The sequence below is a fragment of the Acidovorax sp. AC410 genome, from assembly GCF_979253235.1.
Genome location: NZ_CEEDCG010000001.1, coordinates 2,144,336 through 2,165,322, shown reverse-complemented (window position 1 = coordinate 2,165,322; position 20,987 = coordinate 2,144,336). Strand labels below are relative to the sequence as shown.

The window sequence follows — 20,987 nt, the reverse complement described above, 5'->3', positions numbered from 1 at the left end:
CCATACCTATACCGGAGACAACCATGACGACGACACGACGCCACTTTGTTCACACCCTGGGCAGCGCCGCCGCCCTCGCAGCGCTCTATCCCCTGTCTTCCTTCGCGCAGGCGCTGGACCAGGTCAAGATCATGTACGGCTTTCCGGCCGGCAGCGCGGGCGACAGCGTGGCCCGCCGCGTGGCCGAGAAGCTGGGCGGCACGGCCTACAGCAAGAACCCGGGCTTCGTCGAGAACAAGCCCGGCGCCGGTGGCCGCATCGCAGTGGAAACGCTGAAGAACTCCCCCGCCGATGGCTCGGTGCTCACCCTGGCACCGGTATCGGCCCTGTCGGTGTACCCGCACATCTACCCCAAGCTCAGCTACAAGCCCGACGACGTGGTGCCCGTCTCCATCGGCGCGATCATGCACCACGGCCTGGCCGTGGGCCCGGCCGTGCCGGCCGAGGTGAAGACGCTCAAGGACTTCCTGGCCTGGGCCAAGGCGAACCCGGACAAGGCCAGCTACGGCTCGCCCGGCGCGGGCTCCATGCCCCACCTGCTGGGCGCGCTGCTGGGCATCCGTGCGGCAGTGGAGCTCAAGCACGTTCCCTACCGTGGCACCGTGCCCAGCATCACCGACCTGGTGGGCGGCCAGATCGCTGCCGCCATGAACCCCAGCGGCGACTACCTGCAGTACATGAAGACCGGCCGCGTGCGCGTGCTGGCCACCTCGGGCAAGAAGCGCTCGCCCTACCTGCCAGATGTGCCCACCTTCATCGAACTGGGCTACCCCGACGTGACGTCCGAGGAATGGTTCGGCTTCTACGCCCCGGCCAAGACGCCCGCCGCCACGCTGGCCAGTGCCAATGCCGCCATCACCGGCGCGCTCAAGGACAAGACCGTGATCGACGCGCTGGGCGTCGTTGGCCTGGTGGCCCACGGCAGCACGCAGCAGGAGATGCTGGCCGACCAGAAGGCCGAGTTCGAGCGCTGGGGCCCGCTGGTCAAACAGATCGGGTTCACTTCAGAGTCTTGACTCTGGATTGGCTCCCCCCTGAGGGGGGACGCCTCCGGTGGCCCGGCAAAGCCGGTTCCACGGTGGCGCTGGCCTTTGGCCGCGCCAGTTGCGAAGGCCATGGGTTAACGACGGACAAGGACGCACGATCAGCATGCAAGCACACCAGACCCTGGCCGATATCCAGCACCTGCTGACCGAAGTGCTCCATGCGCCTTCGCAGTGGCAGGCGCTGGCGCCGTTTGCCGACACCGATGGCGGGCTGGCGGCGCAGGTGCTGGAGGAGGCCGCCAAGTTCGTCGACAGCGCCATCGCCCCGCTGCAGCGCACCGGCGACGCAGAGGGCTGCCACTTCGAGGCCGGCAGCGTCACCACGCCCGCCGGTTTTCGCGCGGCCTACCAGGCCTTCTGGCAGGCCGGCTGGCCCTCGCTGGCCTGCGCGCCCGAAGACGGTGGCCAGGGCCTGCCCGCGGTGCTCGAATGCGTGCTGTTCGAATGGCTGGCCGGTGCCAACCATGGCTGGACCATGGCGCCTGGCCTGCTGCACGGCGCCTACGAGTGCCTGCGCCACCATGGCAGCGAGGCCTTGAAGGCGCAGTACCTGCCGAAGATCGCCAGTGGCGAATGGCTGGCCACCATGTGCCTGACCGAGGCCCATGCGGGCAGCGACCTGGGCCTGGTGCGCACGCGCGGCGTACCGCAGGCCGACGGCAGCGTGCGCGTGAACGGCAGCAAGATCTTCATCTCCGGCGGCGAGCACGACCTGACCGACAACATCGTGCACCTGGTGCTGGCGCGCCTGCCCGGTGCACTGGCCGGCCCCAAGGGGCTGTCGCTGTTCCTCGTGCCCAAGCGGCTGCCGGGCGGCGAGCGCAATGCCGTGGTGTGCGAACGCATCGAGGAGAAGATGGGCCTGCACGGCAGCCCCACCTGCGTGATGCGCTTCGACGATGCCACGGGCTGGCTGGTGGGCGAGCCCCACAAGGGCCTGGCCGCCATGTTCGTGATGATGAACGCCGCGCGCCTGCACGTGGGACTGCAGGGCCTGGGCCTGCTCGAAGCGGCCTGGCAGAAGGCCAGCGCCTATGCCCACGAGCGCCGGCAGATGCGTGCGCCCAAGGCCGTTGGCAGCAGCGCACCCGCGGGCCCCGATCCGATTGCCGAACACCCGGCCATGCGCCGCATCCTGCAGACGCAGCGCGCCTGGATCGACGGCGGGCGCGTGCTGGCCTACCACACGGCCCTGCAGCTCGACGTGGCGCGCCACCACCCCGACGCGACCGAGCGCGCCGTGGCCCAGCGCTGGTGCGCGCTGGTCACGCCCGTGCTCAAGGCCGCGCTGACCGACCAGGCCTTCCATGGCGCCAGCGCCTGCCTGCAGGTCTTCGGCGGCCACGGCTACGTGCGCGAATGGGGCATCGAGCAGATCGTGCGCGATGCGCGCGTGGCCATGATCTACGAGGGCACGAACGAAATCCAGGCCATCGACCTGCTGGTGCGCAAGGTGCTGGCCGATGGCGGCCAGGGCCTGTGTGCACTGCTCGCATCCCTGCGTGCCGGCCTGCCCCCCGACGAAGCCGCCAACACCCGGCGCAATGCCCTGGCCGACACCACGCGCGCGCTGGCCGCCGCAGCCGCCACCCACCCCGAGCTACCTTACTGGGTGGCCGACGACTACCTGCGGGCCGTGGCCCTGGTGCTGCTGGAGTGGGCCTGGGCGCGTGTCGCAGCGGCACCCGCCAGCCACGTGCCGCGCTGGACCGAACCGGCGCAGGCATGCAAGACCTGGGTGCTGCCCGAATTCGACATGCGCCTGGCCATCATTCGCCAGCGCCTGTCCACCGCTGCAGCCGACGTTCACCGACGTACCGCGCCCGCCATGGCTGCCGCCTGACGGTCCACGCCTTTTTTTCTCTCTTTGCTTTCCCCATCCCACAGCGCTTCGAGGCCGCGCTGCGGGTCTGCCTGCCTGCGCCTTGAGACAACACACGAGGAGACAACACCATGAAGACGAACGAGGGTATCTGGAGAACGCACCGTGGCCTGGGCCGCCCCCTGGCACTGGCCGCCCTGCCCGCCGCGGTATCGCTGCTGCTGGCCGGCTGCGGCGGATCCGACGGGGGGCTGCGGCAGCTCTCGGCGGCCTCGCCAGGCACGCTGCAGTCCTGCGCCAACCTGGCCACCACGCTGGCCCTGCCCAATACGCGCATCGCCTCCGCCGTGCCCGTGGCCGAGGGCGAGCTCAAGGCCACCGGCGTGAACACCCCCATCCCGGCGCACTGCCTGGTCAAAGGGGCGATGAACCAGCGCACCAGCACGGTCGATGGCGCGAGCTACGCCATCGGCTTCGAGATGCGCATGCCCGTGGCCTGGAACGGCCGCTTCCTCTACCAGGCCAACGGTGGACTCGATGGCAGCGTGGTCACGGCCCTGGGCGCGACCAGCGGCGCGGCACCCGTCGCGCCGGCGCTGAGCCAGGGCTTCGCGGTGCTCAGCTCGGACGCGGGGCACAGCGCTCCCACGCCCTTCTTCGGCGTGGACCCGCAGGCCCGGCTGGACTATGGCTACACGGCCGTGGGCAGCCTCACGCCCATGGCCAAGGACCTCATCAAGAGCGCCTACGGCAAGGCGCCCGACCGCTCGTACTTTGCGGGCTGCTCCAACGGCGGGCGCCACGCCATGGTGGCCGCCTCGCGCTATGCGGACCAGTACGACGGCATCCTGGCCGGAAACCCGGGCTTTCACCTGCCCAAGGCAGCTACCGCGCAGCTGTGGAAGGCCCAGCAGTACGCCAAGGTCTCCACCCCGGATGCCAGCGGCCAGCCCGACCTGAACACGTCCGTGACCGCCGCCGAGTACAGGCTGCTGGGCAGCCGCATCCTCGCCAAGTGCGATGCGCTGGACGGCGTGACCGACGGCCAGGTCAACGACGTGGCGGCCTGCCAGGCGGCCTTCAACCTGCAGACCGACGTGCCCAGTTGCAGCGCCGGTGCCGCGCGGGACGGGACCTGCCTGACGCCAGCGCAGAAGAACGTGCTGGCCGACATCTTCGCGGGCCCGAAGAACAGCAAGGGCGAGGCGCTGTACACCGGCACCTGGTTCGATCCGGGCGTGGGCGGCGTCAACTTCGCACAGTGGCACCTGGGCTCGCCCGCCACGCGCGATGCCGGCGCCGTGGCCTTCATCTTCACTTCGCCGCCCTCCTCCGTGGCGGCCTTCGGCGCCACCACGGGTCTGCAGTACGCGCTGAACTTCAGCATGGAGACCGACTACCCGAAGATGTTCGCCACCAGCGCGCTCTACCCCGAGTCGCCCTGGTCCTTCATGACGCCACCCAACGAAGCCGATCTGGGCGCCTTGAAGGAACGCGGTGCCAAGATGATGGTCTACCACGGTGTGGCCGACGGCGTGTTCTCGCCCGTGGACACCGCCAACTGGATGGACCGGCTGCAGGCCAACCACAAGGGCGATGCCGCCAGCTTTGCGCGCCTGTACATGGTGCCCGGCATGAACCACTGCTCGGGCGGCCCCGCCACCGACCAGTTCGACATGCTGGCGCCGCTAGTGCAGTGGGTGGAGCAGGGCAAGGCGCCCGATACCGTGCTGGCCCAGGCCCGCGGCGCCGGTGCCAATGTGGTCAATACCGAGCTGCCCGCCAGCTGGTCGGCCAACCGCACGCGCCCGCTGTGCGTCTACCCCAAGGTGGCCCGCTACAACGGCACGGGTGATGTGGAGAGCGCCAGCAGCTTCAGTTGCCGGTAGCAGCTGTAACAGGGGGTGAGAGCAATGGTGCCCGCCCCCTGGCGCTGGCACACTGTGCCAGTGTTGTCACTTCAAGGACTGCGCCATGGAAGCACAGGAACTGCACAGGGGGCGTCTGATCGACCATATCCAGCTGGTGGTGCGCGATCTGGCCGCCAGCCAGGCCTTCTACACGGCCATCTTCGAAGTCCTTCAGGTGCCACTGGGCGGCACCGCCGAGGACTACTTCTGGGCCGACGAGCTATTCGTCTCCACGTCCAAAAGTGCCGCGGCACAGGGCCACCTCACGGGCCGGCACCACCTGGCCTTCCAGGCCCGGGACGAGGCCATGGTGCAGGCCTTCTACAAGGCGGCCCTGGCCCATGGCGGCAAGGACAATGGCGCCCCGGGGGAGCGGCCCTACCACCCGGGCTACTACGCGGCGTTCGTGCTCGACCCCGATGGCAACAACATCGAGGCCGTGTTCCACGGCAAGGCCCAGCGCAGCGCGACCTCGGTCAAGATCACGCTCTAGCTTCCAAGAAACGGTGGATCGTGTGCCCGTGCGAGTCCACGGCCACCGTGACCGGAAAGTCCACCACCTCGAACTCGTGGATGGCCTCCATGCCCAGGTCGGCAAAGGCCAGCACCCGTGCCTTGCGGATCGAGCGCGAGAGCAGGTAGGCCGCGCCGCCGGTCGCCGCAAGGTAGGCAGCGCCATGGCGGCGGATGGAGGCGATGGCCTCGGGCCCGCGCTCGGCCTTGCCGATCATGGCCAGCAGCCCGGTCTGCGCGAGCAGCGGCTCCACGAAGCGGTCCATGCGCGTGGCGGTGGTCGGGCCGGCCGGGCCCACGGCTTCGCCCGCCACGGCCTCCACCGGGCCCACGTAGTAGATGGTGCGGCCGTGCAGGTCCACGGGCAGCGGCTCGCCGCGCTCCAGCAGGTCCACCAGGCGTTTGTGCGCCGCGTCGCGCGCGGTCAGCAGGGTGCCCGTGAGCAGCAGGGTCTGGCCGACCTTCCATTGGCCGACCTCGGCACGGTCCAGCGTGTCCAGGTCCACGCGCACCGCATCGTCCACCGTGAAGTGGTCGGGAATGCCCTCCCAGGCGTCGAGCGACAGCTCCGGCAGGGGGGCCGGCCCTGTGCCGTCGAGCATGAGGCGCAGGTAGCGCGTGGCGGCGCAATTGGGGATCAGCGCCACGGGAATCGTGGCCGCATGGCAGGGCGCGCTGCGTACCTTCACGTCGAGCACAGCCGACAGGCCGCCGAGCCCCTGCGCGCCGATGCCCAGGGCATTGCTGCGCGCGTGCAGGTCCAGCCGCAGCGCCTCCTCGGGTGTGGTCGCGCCGCGCGCACGCAGTGCGTCGATGTCGATGGCATCGAACAGCGACAGCTTGGCCAACAGCATGGCCTGCTCGGGGCTGCCGCCGATGCCGATGCCCAGCACGCCGGGCGGGCACCAGCCCGCTCCCATGCCGGGCAGCTGCGCCAGCACCCAGTCGGCCACGCTGTCGCTGGGGTTGAGCGTGGCAAAGCGCGCCTTCACGTCACCGCCGCCGCCCTTGGCCACCACCAGCAGCTCCAGCGCATCGCCTTCCACCAGTTCGCAGTGCACGATGGAGGGCGTGTTGTCGCGCGTGTTGGTGCGCGCGCCCAGCGGGTCGGCCACCATGGTGGCGCGCAACGGGTTGGTGGGGTCGCCATAGGCGGTGCGCACCGCTTCGTCGACCACGGCCTGCAGGCTGCGCAACGGCGCGCCGTCGTGCCGGATGAAAGCCACGCCGGCACCCAGGCGCAGGAACACCTGGGCCACGCCCGTGTCCTGGCACAGCGGACGCCGGCCCAGGGCCGCCATGCGGCTGTTGACCAGCAACTGGCCCATGGCCGCGCGCGCCGGCGCATGGGTTTCGGCCGCATGGGCGCGCCGCAGCGCGCGCACGAAGTCGGGTGGATGCCGGTGGCTGATGAACTGCAGCGCCTGGGCGATGCTGGTGGCCAGGTCTTCCTGCGCAATGCGGGTCATGGCTCAGTCGATCTGGATCTTGGCGTCGGTCGCCACCTTGCGCCACTTGTCCACTTCAGCCGCCGTGTGCTTCGCGAACGCATCGGGCGCGTACTGGGCCTCGGGCAGCAGGTGGATGCCCTGCGCCACCATGCGCGCCGTCCACTGCTTGTCGGCCAGCGCCTTGAGGTAGGCGTGGTGGAGCTTTTGCACCACGTCCTTGGGCACCCCCTTGGGCGCATACAGGCCATACCAGGTGGCGGCCTCGAAGCCGGGCAGGGTCTTCTCTGCCAACGGCGGCACGTTCGGGTACTGCTGCGGCATGGGCGTGAGCGAGGTCAGCGCAATCGCATTGAGCCGACCACCCGTGACCTGGGGCAGCGCCGTGTTGCTCTGGTCGAACATGGCCTCCACCTGCCCGCCCACCAGGTCGTTCATGGCCGGGGCCGCGCCCTTGTACGAGATGGACGTGACCTCGATTCCGGCGCGCGATTCGAACAACGCGGCGATCAGGTGCGAGGTGGAACCCACGCCCGCATTGCCGAAGTTGATCTTGCGCGGGTTGGCCTTGGCCGCCACGATCAGCTCGCCGGCTGTCTTGTAGGGCGAGCTCTTGGGCACCAGCAGCACCAGCGGCGTGTCGGGAAAGCGGAACACCGCGTCGAAGTCCTTCACCGGGTCGTAGGCCAGCTTTTTGTACAGCGAAGGCGCCGCGCCCATGTAGCCCATGTGGCCGACCAGGAAGGTGTAGCCGTCGGGTGCCGACTTGGCAGCCTTGGCCGTGCCGATGGTGCCGCCCGCACCGGCCGCGTTCTCGATCACGATGGACTGGCCGATCTGGCGCCCCACCTTGTCGGCGATGTCGCGCGCCATGGCGTCGGTGGGCCCGCCCGCCGCGAACGGCACGACCCAGGTGAGCGGCTTGGCGGGCCAGGCCTGCTGGGCGTGGGCGAAGGTGGCGGCGCACAGCAATGCGGCGGCGGCACCGAGGACTTGGGCGGTGTTCATGGACTTGTCTCCTGCAATGGTTGTGGGAAGGAACGGAAAGCGCAAGCGGATGCGGTGCTTCAGTGGCCGAGCGCGGCCGAGGCGGCCAGGGCGCGGTCCACCATGGCGGGTGCCAGGCCCAGGTAGTTGGCGGGGTCGGTAAGGCGGTCGATGGTGGCGCGGTCAACGTGGCGCATGACCTCGGGCAGCGCAGCCAGGGCCTCGGCCAGCGTGCCGCCGTGTTCGTTGACGGTGCGGCAGGCGCCGTAGACCACGTCGTGCGCCTGCTGGCGGCCCATGGCCGGGGCCAGGCCCATCATCACGGCCTCGGCCACGATCAGGCCCCGGCTGATGCCCAGGTTGTTGCGCATGCGCGCTTCGTCCACGGTCAGGCCGCCGAGCGCGAACTTCGCCTGGTGCAGCGCGCCGGCGGTGAGGATGAAGCTCTCGGGCAGCGCCAGCCACTCGGCGTGCCAGGGGCCGGTGGCGCGCTCGAAGTCCTGCACCATGGCATCGACCATCAGCCCCGCGTGCTGGCGCACGGCTTTCGAGGCCGCCAGCATCAGCTCGCTGGAGATCGGGTTGCGCTTTTGCGGCATGGTGCTGCTGGCGCCCCGGCCCTTCACGAAGGGCTCGTAGACCTCGCCGAACTCGGTGGAGGCCATGATCATGATGTCCAGCGCGATCTTGCCCAGCGAGCCGGTGACCAGGGCCAGCAGATTGACGGCCTCGGCGAAGCCGTCGCGCGCCACGTGCCAGGTGGTCGCGGGCACGGCCAGGCCCAGTTCTTCAGCCAGCGCGGCCTGCACTTCGAAGCCCTTGTCGCCCAGCGAGGCCAGCGTGCCGGCAGCCCCGGCGAACTGCACCACCAGCACGCGCTTGCGCAGCTCGGCCAGGCGCTCCTGGTGCCGGTCGAACATGGCCAGCCAGATCGCCACCTTGTAGCCGAAGGTCACGGGCAGCGCCTGCTGCAGGTGGGTACGGCCGGCCATGGGCGTGTCGCGGTGCTTGGCCGCCAGCGCGGCCAGGATGCCGCGCAGTTCGCGGATGTCGGCCTCCACCAGCGCCATGCCGTCGCGCAACTGCAGCACGTTGGCCGTGTCCATGATGTCCTGGGTGGTGGCACCCCAGTGCACGTAGCGCCCGGCCTCGCCGCACATCTGCACGAGCTGGTGTACCAGCGGCAGGATGGGGTAGCCGACGATGTCGGTCTCGTGGCGCATGTGGTCGAAGTCCACGCGGTCCAGGCGCGATTCGCGCGCGATGGCCTCGGCCGCCTCGGCCGGGATCACGCCGCAGCGCGCCTCGGCCCGCGCCAGCGCCACCTCCACCTCGATGTAGCGGGCGACCAGGGTGTGGTCGGAGAACACCTCGCGCATGCGCGGCGTGCCGAAGGCGTCGCGGAACAGCACCGAATCAAGCACCGTGCTGGCGGGGGTAAACAGGGAAGAGGACATGGCAGGCCGAATATGTTGATAAAATACGAACATATATAAATGTTCGAACAAATGAACTGTAAATATGTTCGAACAAAACTAGATCTGGGGTTTTCCCTGAGCAGGAGCCTGCCCGCATGACCGCCGCCAAAAACACTGACCTCGCCCGCGACCTGTCCGAAGGCATCGCTTCGGGGCGCTTCGCCGTGGGCACGCTGCTGCCCACCGAGTTCGAGCTGTGCGACCAGTACGGCCTGAGCCGCTATGCCGTGCGCAAGGCGCTGGACGAACTGCAGGAGCTGGGCCTGATCTCGCGGCGCAAGAACGTGGGCACACGCGTGGAGGCCGTGCGGCCGCGCGCCGGCTTCACGCAGTCCATCGCCACGGTGGAAGAACTGGCGCGCTTTGGTGCCGAGCATGTGCGCACGGTGCAGTCGATCAACGACGTTGTGGCGGACCTGGCGCTCGCCAAGCACCTGGCCTGCCCCGGCGGCACGCGCTGGCTGCACATCGCCTGCCTGCGCATGGAAGGCGGCAGCACCCGGGCACGCCCGATCTGCTGGCTGGACCTGTACATCGACCCGGCCTATGCCGACATCGGCCCCATCGTGCGCGACGCGCCCGAGACGCTGGCCAGCTCCATCATCGAGGAGCGCTATGGCCGGCGCATCGCGCGCATCCGCCAGGACATCGAGGCCGTGCTGGTGCCACGCGAGCATGCCGAGGCCCTGCGTGCCGAGGCCGGCGCGCCGGCGCTGAAGATCACGCGCCACTACATCGACCCGGCCGACCAGGTGTTCGAGATCTCGGTCTCGCTGCACCCGGCGGACCGGTTCAAGTTCTCGATGGAAATGACCCGCACGAAGGAATGACGGCACTGCTGCAAACCTGCTGACAAAGCGGTGTCAGCAGACGGTCGGCACCATGCGGGCTCCATTCAACGCAAGGAGCCCTTCCATGAAAAACGCCATCACCTGGTTCGAGATCCCCACCACCCAGCTGGACCGCGCCCAGGCCTTCTACGAAGCCGTGCTGGGCCAGACCATGCGCCGCGAGGCCATGGGCCCGAGCGAAGGCGCCGTGTTCGCCTACGACCCCGAGGCCGATGGCACGGGTGGCGCACTGCTGATGGGACCGACGGCGCCACTGCCCGCGCCTGGCGCGGGCACCCTTGTCTACCTGGACGCCTCGCCTTCACTCGACGCAGCGCTCGCCCGCGTGCTGGACCAGGGCGGCCAGGTGGCCCTGCCGCGCCAGGCGCTGCCGCCGGGCCTGGGTTTCTTCGCGCACATCCATGACCTGGATGGCAACCGTGTCGGCCTCCACGCACTGGCCTGAGCCGGTGCAGTCGCACCTGTGGACCGAAGCGGCCCCACCGACGGCCACCACCGCCCCCCGAGGCAACTGGATTGCGGTGGCCAGCGCAAGCCATGCGCGGCGTGGCTTCGCCGAGCCGGGTGCGGGCTACATGCAGGTCTGCCATGGCAAGGTCGCGCCACTGCGGCGCGTCAAGCCCGGCGACCGCGTGGCGTACTACGCGCCCACGGTCACCAGGGGCGGCAGCGACAAGCTGCAGACCTTCGTTTCGCTGGGGCTGGTGAAGCCCGGCGAGCCCTATGCCTTCGCCATGGGCGGCGGCTTCGTGCCGTTTCGCAAGGGCGTGGACTATGTGCCCGCCCGCGAAGCGCCGATCGCAGCGCTGCTGGACCACTTCGACTTCGTGCAGGACCGCGCGCGCTGGGGCTATGCGTTCCGTTTCGGGCTCTTCACCATCAGCGCCCATGACATGCGGCTGATTGCCGATGCCATGGGTGCCGACGCGGATTCATTGCATTTCTGAACGCTATGGATGGGCCGGACCGGCGCGCACACGTGCCAGCGCGGCCGGCACATCGTTCCATGCGGGGCGCCCTGGCGCATAGCGCTGGCGCATATAGCCCGCGAGCTCTGCGATCTGCGCATCGCTGAGCGCATCACCAAAGCCGGGCATGAAGCCCAGTTCGCGCGAAGCCGGCTCGCGGATGCCGTGCACGATGACCTGCAGCAGGTTGTCTGGCCGGTCGCTGTGCAGGTTGCTGTTGAGCGCCAGCGTCACGTTCACGCCCAGAAGCTTGGGGCCGTTGCCGTCATGGTGGCAGGCAGCGCAGGCCCCGTCGAACAGGCGCTGTGCCTGGCCGGGCTGGGGCGCCAGTGCAGCGGCCCTGGCCACTGCGGTCTGCGCCTTCGTCAATGCTTCAGCGACTGGCTCCGGGGCCGCGCTGAACGAGGCCAGGTAGGTGGCCATGGCGCGGATGTCCTCGTCGGGCAGCTGCGCCAGTTCCTGCACCACGGGCGCCATGGGGCCAGAGGCGCTGCCGTGCTCCGGGCTGTGGCCCTTGCGCAGGTAGCTGTACAGCGCGTCGGCGCTCCACGGCACGGGCGCCTTCGACAGGCCGGTGAGCGCGGGCGCTTCCCAGCCATCGACCAGCGCACCCGAGAGGAAGGCCGCACCACCCATCTCCGCCCCCAGCGCATTGCGCGGCGTGTGGCAGGCGCCGCAGTGGCCGGCGCCCTGCACCAGGTAGGCGCCGCGGTTCCATTCGGGCGGGCGAGTGGGGTCGGGCTTCCAGGGCGTGGCGTCGTGGAACAGCGCGTTCCAGCCCGCCATGAGCGGGCGCACGCTGAACGGGAATGCCAGCTGCGTGGGCGGGACCTCGGAGCGCACCGGGGGCTGGGCCATGAGCCAGGCGTACAGCGCGGTCAGGTCGTCGTCGTCCATCTTCGCGAAGGACGTGTAGGGAAAGGCCGGGTACAGGTGCTTGCCGTCGCGCGAGATGCCCTCACGCATGGCGCGCTGGAAGGCGCTGAAGGACCACAGGCCGATACCGGTCTCGGCATCGGGCGTGAGGTTGGTGGTGGTGATGGTGCCGAAGGGCGTGTCCATGGCCCGCCCGCCGGCATTCGGCACGCCGCCCGGGGCCGTGTGGCAGACCACGCAGTCGCCGGCAGCCGCCACCAGGCGCCCACGTTCTATGGTGGCGGCGTTGTAGACCGAAGCACCTGCAGTCTGTGCGACCGGTGCGATGGCCGGGCGCCAGCCCAGCAACGCAGCACCCATCGCCAGGCCGCCCGCGGCCAGGGCCAGAGCCCGCGCCCAGGGGCTGCGCGGGCGTGGCCAGGTGGCCGTGGCGGGCACCACCGGGGCGGGCAGCTCCAGCGTGGGCAGCACATCGGCCGGTTCGGCCGGCGACCCCGCAGGGGCGGCACCGCCCTGCCCTGCGGCTGCGCCCAGCGGGTTGAGCCCGGCGCGCACCACCTCGGGCGTGAAAGGCGGCGCACGGAAGCGCACGCCCGTGGCGTCGAAGATGGCGTTGGCGATGGCCGCCGTGCCGGGCACCGAGGACGACTCGCCCGAGCCCAGCGGCGCCTCGTCCTGCCGGGGCATGTGCATGACCTCGATGACCGGCACCTCGCGGAAGCTCAGAATCGGGTAGCTGCCCCATTCGCGCGTATCCACCGCCTGCGTGACCGGGTCGAAGCGCACCTGCTCCTTGAGCGCGCGGCTGGTGGTCTGCACCACGTTGCCATGCACCTGGTGCTCCACGCCCGCGGGGTTGACCATCAGGCCCGCATCGTGCCCCACGACCACGCGGCGCACATGCACCTCACCGGTCTTCCGGTTCACGTCCACGTCGGCCACCCAAGCCGCCCAGGCGGCGCCGAAGCCCGGCCACTTGCTGTGGATGTAGCGCGCGTAGGCAAAGCCCTGGCCCTGCACCCAGTCGCCATCGGCGCCTTGCAGTTCGGCCGGGCCGGGCACGCGCGGGCCGGTATGGGGCAGCCAGCCGGCCTTCTCGGCCGTGGCCTTCACGAGCTCTGCCGCGCGCGGGTCGCTCAAGAGCTGCAGACGAAACTCGACCGGGTCCACGCCGGCCGCGGTGGCCAACTCGTCCACATAGGATTCGTGCGCGAACGAGTTGGGCAGGGCCGAGACGCCACGCAGCCACGAGGCACGCACGATGGGCGCCATGTCGTTCACGGCCACGCGCAGGTTGTCGTAATCGTAGGGCGGGCGGGCCGTGCGGTCGCCCATCTCGTAGGCCTGGGCCACGGGCTCGATGGTGCGGGTGAGCAGCAGCGCCAGCGTGGGCGCGCCGTTGGAGGGGTAGGATGTCTCGAAATCGTAGGCGGCCACCGAGCCATCGGCATTGAGCCCGCCGCGCACCTGCATGAGCTGGGCCGTGCCCTTGGGCTCCCACAGGTGCTCCTGCTCGCGCGTGAGCTGCACGCGCACGGGCGCACCCACAGCGCGCGAGAGCAGCGCGGCATCGGCCGCCACGTCGTCGGCGCCGTTGCGGCCGTAGCAGCCCGCGGCCTCCATGCGCACCAGGTCGATGTCCACGTCGGCCAGGCCCATCAGGCGCGCCAGGTCGGCGCGCAGTACGTGGGGGTTTTGCGTGCCGGCCCACACCGCCATGCGCGCACGGCCGGACGCTTCGTCCTGACGCCACTCGGCTACCGCGCACGAGGGGCCGATGGAGCCGTGCAGCTGGTACGGCCAGACATAGGTGCGGGGCATGGACTGCGCGGCACCGGCCAGCGCGGCATCCACATCGCCCTCGTCCACCAGGCGGCGTTGCGTGGAGGGGTTGGCGCGGATGGCCTGGGCCACGGCCTCGGGGCTGTCCTGGCGCGGGAAGCCGGGCCAGGGCTTCCAGTGCACGCGCAGCGCGCGCATCGCCTCCTCGGCCTGTTCCTCGCGCTCGGCGACGATGCCCACGAAGTCGCGCACCACCACCACCGCGCGGATGCCCGGGATGTGCGCGATGGACGACTGGTTCACCGATTCGAGCGTGTTGCCGATGAAGTCGCCATGGTCGGCCCCGGCATAGGGCGGGCGCACCACGCGGCCGTGCAGCATGCCGGGCACGCGCATGTCGTGCACGAAGACCAGCTCGCCGCTGACCTTGGCGGGTATGTCCACGCGCGGCACCGACTGGCCGACCACGGTGTAGTCGGCCGTTGGCTTGGTGGGCGTGGCCTCGGCGAGCTCCAGCGCGGTGTGCGCACCGGCCAGCAGCTCGCCATAGGCCACTTGGCGGGCCGGGTCGGCCGCCACCTGCACCACGCCGGCCTGCACCTGCAGCGCATCAGTCGCCACGCCCAGGCGCTCGGCGGCCTGGGCCACCAGCCAGTGGCGCGCCTGCGCTGCGGCGGTGCGCAGGGGCTTGGCGTGTATCTGGATCGAGGCGCTGGCAATGGTCGCGCCCTGGTTGGGCGCGCGCGTGGTATCGCCCAGCACCATGTTCACGTGGGCCAGCGGCACGTCGAGCTCTTCGGCCACGATCTGCGCGAGCGCCGTGCGGATGCCGGTGCCCAGGTCGACGTGCCCGTTGAGCGCGGTCACGCTGCCGTCGTCCCACACGGCCAGCAGGATCTCCACGCCCTCGGCTGGGTTGCCGGCCACCAGCGCGGGCTGGCCCTTCACGGGCGGAGGGGCGGGCGGCGGGTTGCGCACGACCAGCAGCACGCCCTCGGCCGCGTGGAAGTCGGCACGTGTGAGCGGGCTGTGCGCGCGCAACGCTACAGGGGGCGCGCTCATGCGGCCACCCCGCGCACCAGCACCGCCGCGCGCTGCACGGCGCGGATGATCTCCACATGCGTGCCGCAGCGGCACAGGTTGCCCGAAAGCTCGCGGCGGATGGCAGCCTCGTCGGGATCGGGGTTGCGTTCGAGCAGGGCCACGGCCATCATCACCATGCCATTGAGGCAGTAGCCGCACTGGGCGGCCTGCTCGTCGACGAAGGCCTGCTGCACCGGGTGCAGCCTTCCCTCCCCGGCCGCAGCACTTCCAGCGTGGCAACGCGCGGGCAGGCCCTCCAGCGTCGTCACCTCGCGGCCCGCCACGCCGTGCGCGGGGATCACGCAGGCACGCGCCGCCACCCCGTCCACCAGCACCGTGCAGGCGCCGCACTGGCCCAGGCCGCAGCCGTACTTGGGGCCATTGAGCGAGAGGTCGTTGCGCAGCACATGCAGCAGCGTGGCGCCCGCGCCCGGGGTACCTGCTGGCAGTTCACGTGGCTGGCCGTTGACGGCAAGAGAGAGAACGGTGGCTGGGGTCTGCATGATCCTGAATGAAACGTCAGCGGCGCAGGCTGCCGGTGCGCGTGTACATCTCCAGGTCCACGAAGTTGGACCCATTGTGGTTGTTCGGACCGTACTGCACCGGGAAATCGCCGAACTTGGTGGTGCCCAGGTCTTCCATGGCCTTGATGAAGGCCTCGCGCGTGAGGTTGCGCCCCGCGCGTTTGAGCCCTTCGACGAACACGCGCGCGGCGATATAGCCCTCGAGCATGGTGTAGCTGTCGATCTTGGCACCGGCATCGGTGCGGTCCTTGCGGTAGTCGACCACGATGGGCAGCCGGCTGGCCTGCGGCGACGGCACGATGCTGGCCGTGACCAAGCCCTCGATGCCGCCGTTCAGGCGCTGGGCCGAGCCCGGCGCGTCGGTGATGCCCACCGAGATGGTGTACAGCGGTGCAGCGCCCCCGCCCGCACGGTAGTCGCGCAGGAACACCTCGACCATCTTGCCGGCCATGATCATCACCACCGCGCCGGGCTGGGCCTTGGTGAGCTGGGCCACCTGGGCCTTGGCGTCGGTGGCGGCGATCTCCATGGGCGCGGACTCGACCACCTTGACCTTCAGGCCCTGGGCGATCTGCAGGCAGGTTTCGAGGTTGGATTTGCCGAACGCGCTGTTCTGGTAGGCGACCGCGATGTTGGTGATGCCCAGCGTGGCCAGGTGGCCGACGATCTTGCGCAGCTCGGTCTCGTAGCTGGCGCGCACATGGAACAGGTAGCGGTTGTGCGTGGTGCGAAACGACGTGGTGCCCACCAGCGGCGCGAACATGGGCACGCCGGCCTTCTCGGCCAGGGGCATGGCGGCGATCAGGTTGCCCGTGGCCACGTAGCCGATCAGGGCGAAGACCTTTTCCTCGTCGATCAGGCGCGCCGTGTTCTCGGCGGTCTTCTTGGGCTCGTAGGCGTCGTCGAGCGAGACGAGTTCGAGCTTGCGCTCGAACACCCCGCCGGCCTTGTTGGTGCGGTCGAAGTACAGGGAGATGCCGGCCTTGTAGTCCACGCCGAAGTCCTTGGCGGGCCCGGTGAAGACGGCGGACTGCCCCACTTTGATGCTTTTGTCGGTCACACCGGTCTCGGCCGCCGCAGCTGTGCCGGCGCTGCCCAGGGCCGTCGCCGCCATGGCCATCAGCACGGCCCTGCGGTCGGTGCGCCCATCCCTCATCCCACGGTACTTCATGAAACGCTCCTTACATCAAAGGTGGCAGTTTCCCCGCAACACGAGGGACTGTGCAACCATTTACAGGGGGTGTTGCGAAACCGTCAAAAACGGCTTCCCGCGCTGCCGGCCAGGCGGCAGCCCCTGGTGGTTTGCAAGTCCCGTGCCCATGGCGTTCAGGCGACGTCGAGGTCGCTCGACTGGATGCGCTTGACGCCTTTGGCCTTCATCTGCTTCCAGGCTGCCTCCAGCGAGCCATTGAGATCGATGGCCCGGCAGGCATCCTCCACCACATAGGTCTCGAAGCCCAGGCGCTTGGCGTCCAGGGCCGTCCAGGCCACGCAGAAGTCGGTGGCCAGGCCGGTCACGAACACGGTCTTGATGCCACGCTGCTTGAGGTAACCGGCCAGGCCGGTAGAGGTCTTGCGGTCGGCCTCCTCGAAGGCCGAGTAGCTGTCCACATGCTCGTGGAAGCCCTTGCGCAGGATCACCTGGGCCTGGGGCAGCTTGAGGTCCTTGTGCAGGGCCGCATCGTCGGTGCCGCGCACGCAGTGGTCGGGCCACAGCACCTGCTGGCCGTAGCTGAGCTTGGTGGTCTCGAAGGGCTTCTTGCCGGCATGCGTGCTCGCGAACGAGGCGTGGCCCGGCGTATGCCAGTCCTGCGTGACGACCACGTTCTCGAAGGCGGTGGCGATGCGGTTGATGACCGGCACCACCTCATCGCCCTTGGCCACCGGCAGCGTGCCGCCGGGCACGAAGCAGTTCTGCACGTCCACGACGATCAGTGCCGCTCGCTCGCCGGGCTTGATCTTGCCCGCCGCAAAGGCCAGGGGCAGGCCGCCCCCCGCAAGCGTGAAGGCGGCGGCAGATTGGAGGAAGAAACGGCGCTGGGCAGGGATCATCATGGCGGACACTCCGGTTGGGAACGCACTGGCAGATCGGTACGGGCCCACCGGGCCCGCGCCGGGAAAATCCTTGGTTTCAAACGCTCAGGTAGGACCTGCGCACCTCGTCGTTGGCGGCCAGCTCGGCCATGGACGCCTGGTAGCGGATCTGGCCCTTTTCGAGCACGTAGGCTCGGTCGGACACCAGCTCGGCGAAATGCATGTTCTGCTCGGACAGCAGAATGCTCACGCCCTGGGCCTTGAGCTCCAGGATCATCTGCGCCATCTGCTCGACGATGACCGGGGCCACGCCTTCGGAGGGTTCGTCGAGCAGCACCAGGTAGGGGTTGCCCATCAGCGTGCGCGCCACGGTCAGCATCTGCTGCTCGCCGCCACTCATGCGGCCGCCGGGGCGCTGCGGCATCTCGCCCAGGTTCGGGAACAGCTTGAACAGGGCCTCGGGCGTCCACAGCGGCGCTGCCGTGCCGTCAGGCCAGTGGCGCGCGGGCTGGCGCCCCACCTCCAGGTTTTCCATCACCGTGAGGTCGGTGAACACGCGGCGGTCCTCGGGCACGAAGCCCAGGCCCAGGCGCGCCGCATCGTGCGGGTCGCTTTTCGACAGGTCCTTGCCCATGAAGCGGATCTGGCCCTTGCGTTTGGCCAGCATGCCCATCAGCGTCTTGAGCGTGGTGGACTTGCCTGCGCCGTTGCGGCCCATCAGCGCCACGACCTCGCCGCGGCGCACGGTGAGGTCCACGTCGTACAGGATCTGCGCAGCGCCGTACCAGGCCTGCAGGCCCTTGGCCTCCAGCAACACGTCCTTGGAATCAATCGTCGTCGTCATCATGCGGTCTCCGCAGGCGCAGCGGCAGTCGCTGCACCGGCCGTCTTTTTCTCGAAGGTCTTGCCGGTGCCGAAGTACACCTCCTGCACCTTGGGGTGGTCGCGCAGCTCCAGCGGCTTGCCCTCGGCGATCAGGCGCCCGCGCGCCAGCACGATCATGCGGTCGGCGTAGGCGAACACCACATCCATGCTGTGCTCGGTGAACAGCACGGCCATGCCGCGGTCGATCACCAGCTGCTTGGTCAGCGCCATGAGCTCGTTGCGCTCCTTGGGCGCCATGCCGGCCGTGGGTTCGTCCATGAGCAGCAGCTTGGGCGCGTTGGCCATGGCGATGGCCAGCTCAACGCGCTTCACGTCCCCATAGGCCAGCACGCTGCAGGGGCGGTCGGCCTGGGCCTTCATGCCCACCTGCTCAAGCAGGGCCAGGGCTTCATCACGCTTGTGCTCCGAGGCCTTGCGGAACATCGAGAACAGGCGGCTGTCGTTGGAGATCAGTGCCATCTGCACGTTCTCCACCACGGTCAGCGAGGAGAAAGTCTCGGCGATCTGGAACGTGCGGCCCACGCCCATGCGCCAGATGTCGCGCGGCTTGCGGCCCACCAGCTCCTGGCCGTTGAGCTGGATCGAACCCACGTCGGCCGGCAGCTGGCCGTTGACCATGTTGAAGGTGGTGGACTTGCCGGCGCCGTTGGGGCCGATCAGGGCCAGCAGCTCGCCGGCCGCCAGCTCGAAATGGATGCCGTCGACGGCCTTGACCCCACCGAAGGACTTGCCCAGGCCGGTGACTTTGAGCAGGCTCATGCTGCCTCCTTGGCTTCGCGCTTGTTATCGAAGAGTTGCTTGATGGCCCCCGCGATGCCCTGCGGGAACAGCAGCACCAGGATCAGGATGATGGCGCCCAGCATGGCGCGCCAGTAGTCGGTGTTGCGTGCCACCGTGTCGTGCAGCCAGGTGAAGGTGACCGCACCCACCACCGGGCCGGCCAGGGTCTGGATGCCGCCCAGCAGCACCATCACCAGGCCGTCGACCGATTTGCCCACGTGCAGCGCCTCGGGCGAGATGCTGCCCTTGGAGAAGGCGAACAGCGCACCGCCCAGGCCCGCGAACAGGCCGGCGATGACAAAGGCCGTCCACTGCATGCGCTTGACGTCGATGCCGATGGCATCGGCGCGCAGCACCGAGTCGCGCCCGGCCCGCAGCGCATAGCCGAACGGCGAGAACAGCACCCGGCGCAGGGCCAGCACGCCACCCACCACCAAAGCCAGCGTGAGGAAGTAGTAGTTGCGCTTGTCCGACAGCCACTCGGCCGGCCACACGCCCGTGAGGCCGTTGCTGCCGCCGGTGAAGCCATCCCACTGGTAACAGATGGCCCAGGTGATCTGCGCAAAGGCCAGCGTCAGCATGGCCAGGTACACGCCCGACAGGCGCACGCAGAACCAGCCATAGATCAGCGCACCGGCCGCAGCGGCCAGGGGGGCCAGCAACAGCGCCGCTTCCATCGGGATGCCGGCCGAGCGCACCAGCAGCGCAGCCGCATAGGCCCCGAGGCCGAAGTAGGCCGCATGGCCGAACGAATGCATGCCCGCCGGCCCCATGATGAAGTGCAGGCTGGCCGCGAACAGCGCCGCGATCAGCAGGTCGATCATCAGCACGGTGAGATAGGGCGACCCGGTGGTGACGAAGGGCAGCAGCACCAGCGCGGCCACCAGCACGGCCGCACCGATCTTGTACCAGGGCGGCGAGGCGCGCAGCGGCGCTTCGGGAATACCGGTGTTGCGGCTGGCAGCCTGGGGCTTGCCCATCAGCCCCCAGGGGCGCACCACGAGCACGACGGCCATCACCAGGAACTCGACCACCAGCGTGAGCTTGGAGAACGAGACGCTGTAGCCGAAGATTTCGACCACGCCGAGCCAGATGCAGATGGCCTTGATCTCGGCAATCAGCAGCGCGGCCACATAGGCGCCCGGGATGGAGCCCATGCCGCCCACCACCACCACCACGAAGGCGGCGCCGATGGTGTTCAGGTCCATCTCCAGCGTGGCCGGCTCGCGCGGCAGCTGCAGCGCACCGCCCAGGCCGGCCAGCAGGGCGCCCAGGGCGAACACCGCTGTGAACAGCCAGGCCTGGTTCACGCCCAGGGCGCTGACCATCTCGCGGTCCTGCGTGGCGGCGCGCACCAGCGTGCCCCAGCGGGTGCGGGTGAGCAAGAGCCACAGCAGGCCCAGCACCACCGGGCCGACGACGATCAGGAACAGGTCATACGAAGGGAATTGCCGCCCCAGGATGTCTACCGAGCCCGACAGGCCCGGCGCACGCGGGCCGAGCAGTTCCTCGGGCCCCCAGATCCACAGTGCGGCGTCCTTGATCACCAGCACCAGCGCAAAGGTCGCCAGCAGCTGGAACAGCTCGGGTGCCTTGTAGATGCGGCGCAGCAGCACCACCTCCACCAGGGCACCGAGCGCGCCGACCACCACGGCCGACAGCAGCAGCGCAGGCCAGAAGCCCAGGCCGGTGCCCAGCTTGGCCACCATGGAGTAGGCGACGTAGATGCCCACCATGAAGAACGAGCCATGCGCGAAATTCACGATGCGCGTGACGCCGAAGATCAGCGATAGCCCGGCGCCCACGAGGAACAGCGAGGAGGCCCCCGCCAGTCCATTGAGCAGCTGAACGATAAAACTCGATAAACTCATTCCAGATCCTTCGGGGTCACGGCAAAGGTTGTCCCTCGGGCATGTCATCTGCCCGTTTTGTGCTTGTGGGGTTGCAATATGGCTGCAGCGGCCAGCGGACGCAAGGGTCCGCCGGAACTGCCGTCAGCC

17 protein-coding genes are annotated in these 20,987 nt (G+C 69.4%); 7 read left to right on the top strand and 10 right to left on the bottom strand.

What is annotated here, in order from left to right; genetic code table 11:
- The first annotated feature begins 23 nt into the window (after positions 1-23).
- The 4 genes from AC0IZS_RS10020 to AC0IZS_RS10005 all read left to right on the top strand — a co-directional run bounded on the left by AC0IZS_RS10020 (position 24) and on the right by AC0IZS_RS10005 (position 5,271).
- Positions 24-1,016 (top strand): Bug family tripartite tricarboxylate transporter substrate binding protein, encoded by a 993-nt coding sequence (locus AC0IZS_RS10020; protein ID WP_436176387.1) that lies wholly within the window; start codon positions 24-26, stop codon positions 1,014-1,016.
- Between the two features lie 133 nt (positions 1,017-1,149).
- Positions 1,150-2,889, top strand: coding sequence for an acyl-CoA dehydrogenase family protein (locus AC0IZS_RS10015; protein ID WP_471635501.1), 1,740 nt, complete (start codon positions 1,150-1,152; stop codon positions 2,887-2,889).
- Positions 2,890-2,999: 110 nt separating this feature from the next.
- Positions 3,000-4,757 carry a tannase/feruloyl esterase family alpha/beta hydrolase gene (locus tag AC0IZS_RS10010; protein WP_471635500.1) on the top strand — a complete coding sequence of 586 codons (1,758 nt, stop codon included), beginning with the start codon at positions 3,000-3,002 and terminating at the stop codon, positions 4,755-4,757.
- An 85-nt stretch (positions 4,758-4,842) separates the two neighbouring features.
- Entirely contained in the window at positions 4,843-5,271 is a 429-nt protein-coding gene (locus AC0IZS_RS10005) for a VOC family protein (RefSeq protein WP_471635499.1), read from the top strand.
- Here the strand turns inward: AC0IZS_RS10005 and AC0IZS_RS10000 are convergent.
- The 3 genes from AC0IZS_RS10000 to pcaB are packed head-to-tail and all read right to left on the bottom strand — an operon-like array spanning position 5,261 to position 9,183.
- Positions 5,261-6,760: a fumarate hydratase gene (locus tag AC0IZS_RS10000; RefSeq protein ID WP_471635498.1), complete on the bottom strand. Its 1,500-nt coding sequence runs from the start codon at positions 6,758-6,760 to the stop codon at positions 5,261-5,263. The genes AC0IZS_RS10005 and AC0IZS_RS10000 overlap by 11 nt on opposite strands.
- Positions 6,761-6,763: 3 nt before the next feature.
- Complete coding sequence (locus tag AC0IZS_RS09995; protein WP_471635497.1) at positions 6,764-7,747, bottom strand: Bug family tripartite tricarboxylate transporter substrate binding protein; 984 nt, start codon at positions 7,745-7,747, stop codon at positions 6,764-6,766.
- Between the two features lie 59 nt (positions 7,748-7,806).
- A complete protein-coding gene (pcaB, locus tag AC0IZS_RS09990; RefSeq protein ID WP_471635496.1) occupies positions 7,807-9,183 on the bottom strand; it encodes a 3-carboxy-cis,cis-muconate cycloisomerase in 1,377 nt (458 codons plus the stop codon).
- A 116-nt stretch (positions 9,184-9,299) separates the two neighbouring features.
- Here pcaB and AC0IZS_RS09985 point away from each other — a divergent pair, with 116 nt between their 5' ends.
- The 3 genes from AC0IZS_RS09985 (at position 9,300) to AC0IZS_RS09975 (ending at position 11,002) form a co-directional block, all read left to right on the top strand.
- Positions 9,300-10,034: a GntR family transcriptional regulator gene (locus AC0IZS_RS09985; protein WP_471635495.1), complete on the top strand. Its 735-nt coding sequence runs from the start codon at positions 9,300-9,302 to the stop codon at positions 10,032-10,034.
- An 85-nt stretch (positions 10,035-10,119) separates the two neighbouring features.
- Positions 10,120-10,500, top strand: coding sequence for a VOC family protein (locus AC0IZS_RS09980; RefSeq protein WP_471635494.1), 381 nt, complete (start codon positions 10,120-10,122; stop codon positions 10,498-10,500).
- Complete coding sequence (locus AC0IZS_RS09975; protein ID WP_471635493.1) at positions 10,457-11,002, top strand: EVE domain-containing protein; 546 nt, start codon at positions 10,457-10,459, stop codon at positions 11,000-11,002. Before AC0IZS_RS09980 ends, AC0IZS_RS09975 begins: the two co-directional genes overlap by 44 nt.
- 3 nt (positions 11,003-11,005) lie before the next feature.
- Here AC0IZS_RS09975 and AC0IZS_RS09970 read toward each other — a convergent pair whose 3' ends face one another.
- The 7 genes from AC0IZS_RS09970 to AC0IZS_RS09940 form a co-directional block, all read right to left on the bottom strand.
- Positions 11,006-14,743 (bottom strand): molybdopterin cofactor-binding domain-containing protein, encoded by a 3,738-nt coding sequence (locus AC0IZS_RS09970; protein ID WP_471635492.1) that lies wholly within the window; start codon positions 14,741-14,743, stop codon positions 11,006-11,008.
- Positions 14,740-15,267 (bottom strand): (2Fe-2S)-binding protein, encoded by a 528-nt coding sequence (locus AC0IZS_RS09965; protein WP_471635491.1) that lies wholly within the window; start codon positions 15,265-15,267, stop codon positions 14,740-14,742. The genes AC0IZS_RS09970 and AC0IZS_RS09965 overlap by 4 nt, the downstream gene beginning before the upstream one ends.
- A gap of 16 nt (positions 15,268-15,283) precedes the next feature.
- On the bottom strand, positions 15,284-16,459 hold the full coding sequence (locus tag AC0IZS_RS09960) for an ABC transporter substrate-binding protein (protein WP_471635490.1): 1,176 nt from the start codon (positions 16,457-16,459) through the stop codon (positions 15,284-15,286).
- Between the two features lie 155 nt (positions 16,460-16,614).
- A complete protein-coding gene (gene pncA, locus AC0IZS_RS09955; RefSeq protein WP_471639494.1) occupies positions 16,615-17,340 on the bottom strand; it encodes a bifunctional nicotinamidase/pyrazinamidase in 726 nt (241 codons plus the stop codon).
- A 79-nt stretch (positions 17,341-17,419) separates the two neighbouring features.
- On the bottom strand, positions 17,420-18,166 hold the full coding sequence (locus AC0IZS_RS09950; protein WP_471635489.1) for an ABC transporter ATP-binding protein: 747 nt from the start codon (positions 18,164-18,166) through the stop codon (positions 17,420-17,422).
- Positions 18,166-18,966: an ABC transporter ATP-binding protein gene (locus AC0IZS_RS09945; protein ID WP_179682549.1), complete on the bottom strand. Its 801-nt coding sequence runs from the start codon at positions 18,964-18,966 to the stop codon at positions 18,166-18,168. Before AC0IZS_RS09945 ends, AC0IZS_RS09950 begins: the two co-directional genes overlap by 1 nt.
- Complete coding sequence (locus AC0IZS_RS09940) at positions 18,963-20,858, bottom strand: ABC transporter permease (protein WP_471635488.1); 1,896 nt, start codon at positions 20,856-20,858, stop codon at positions 18,963-18,965. The genes AC0IZS_RS09945 and AC0IZS_RS09940 overlap by 4 nt, the downstream gene beginning before the upstream one ends.
- Positions 20,859-20,987 lie beyond the last annotated feature (129 nt).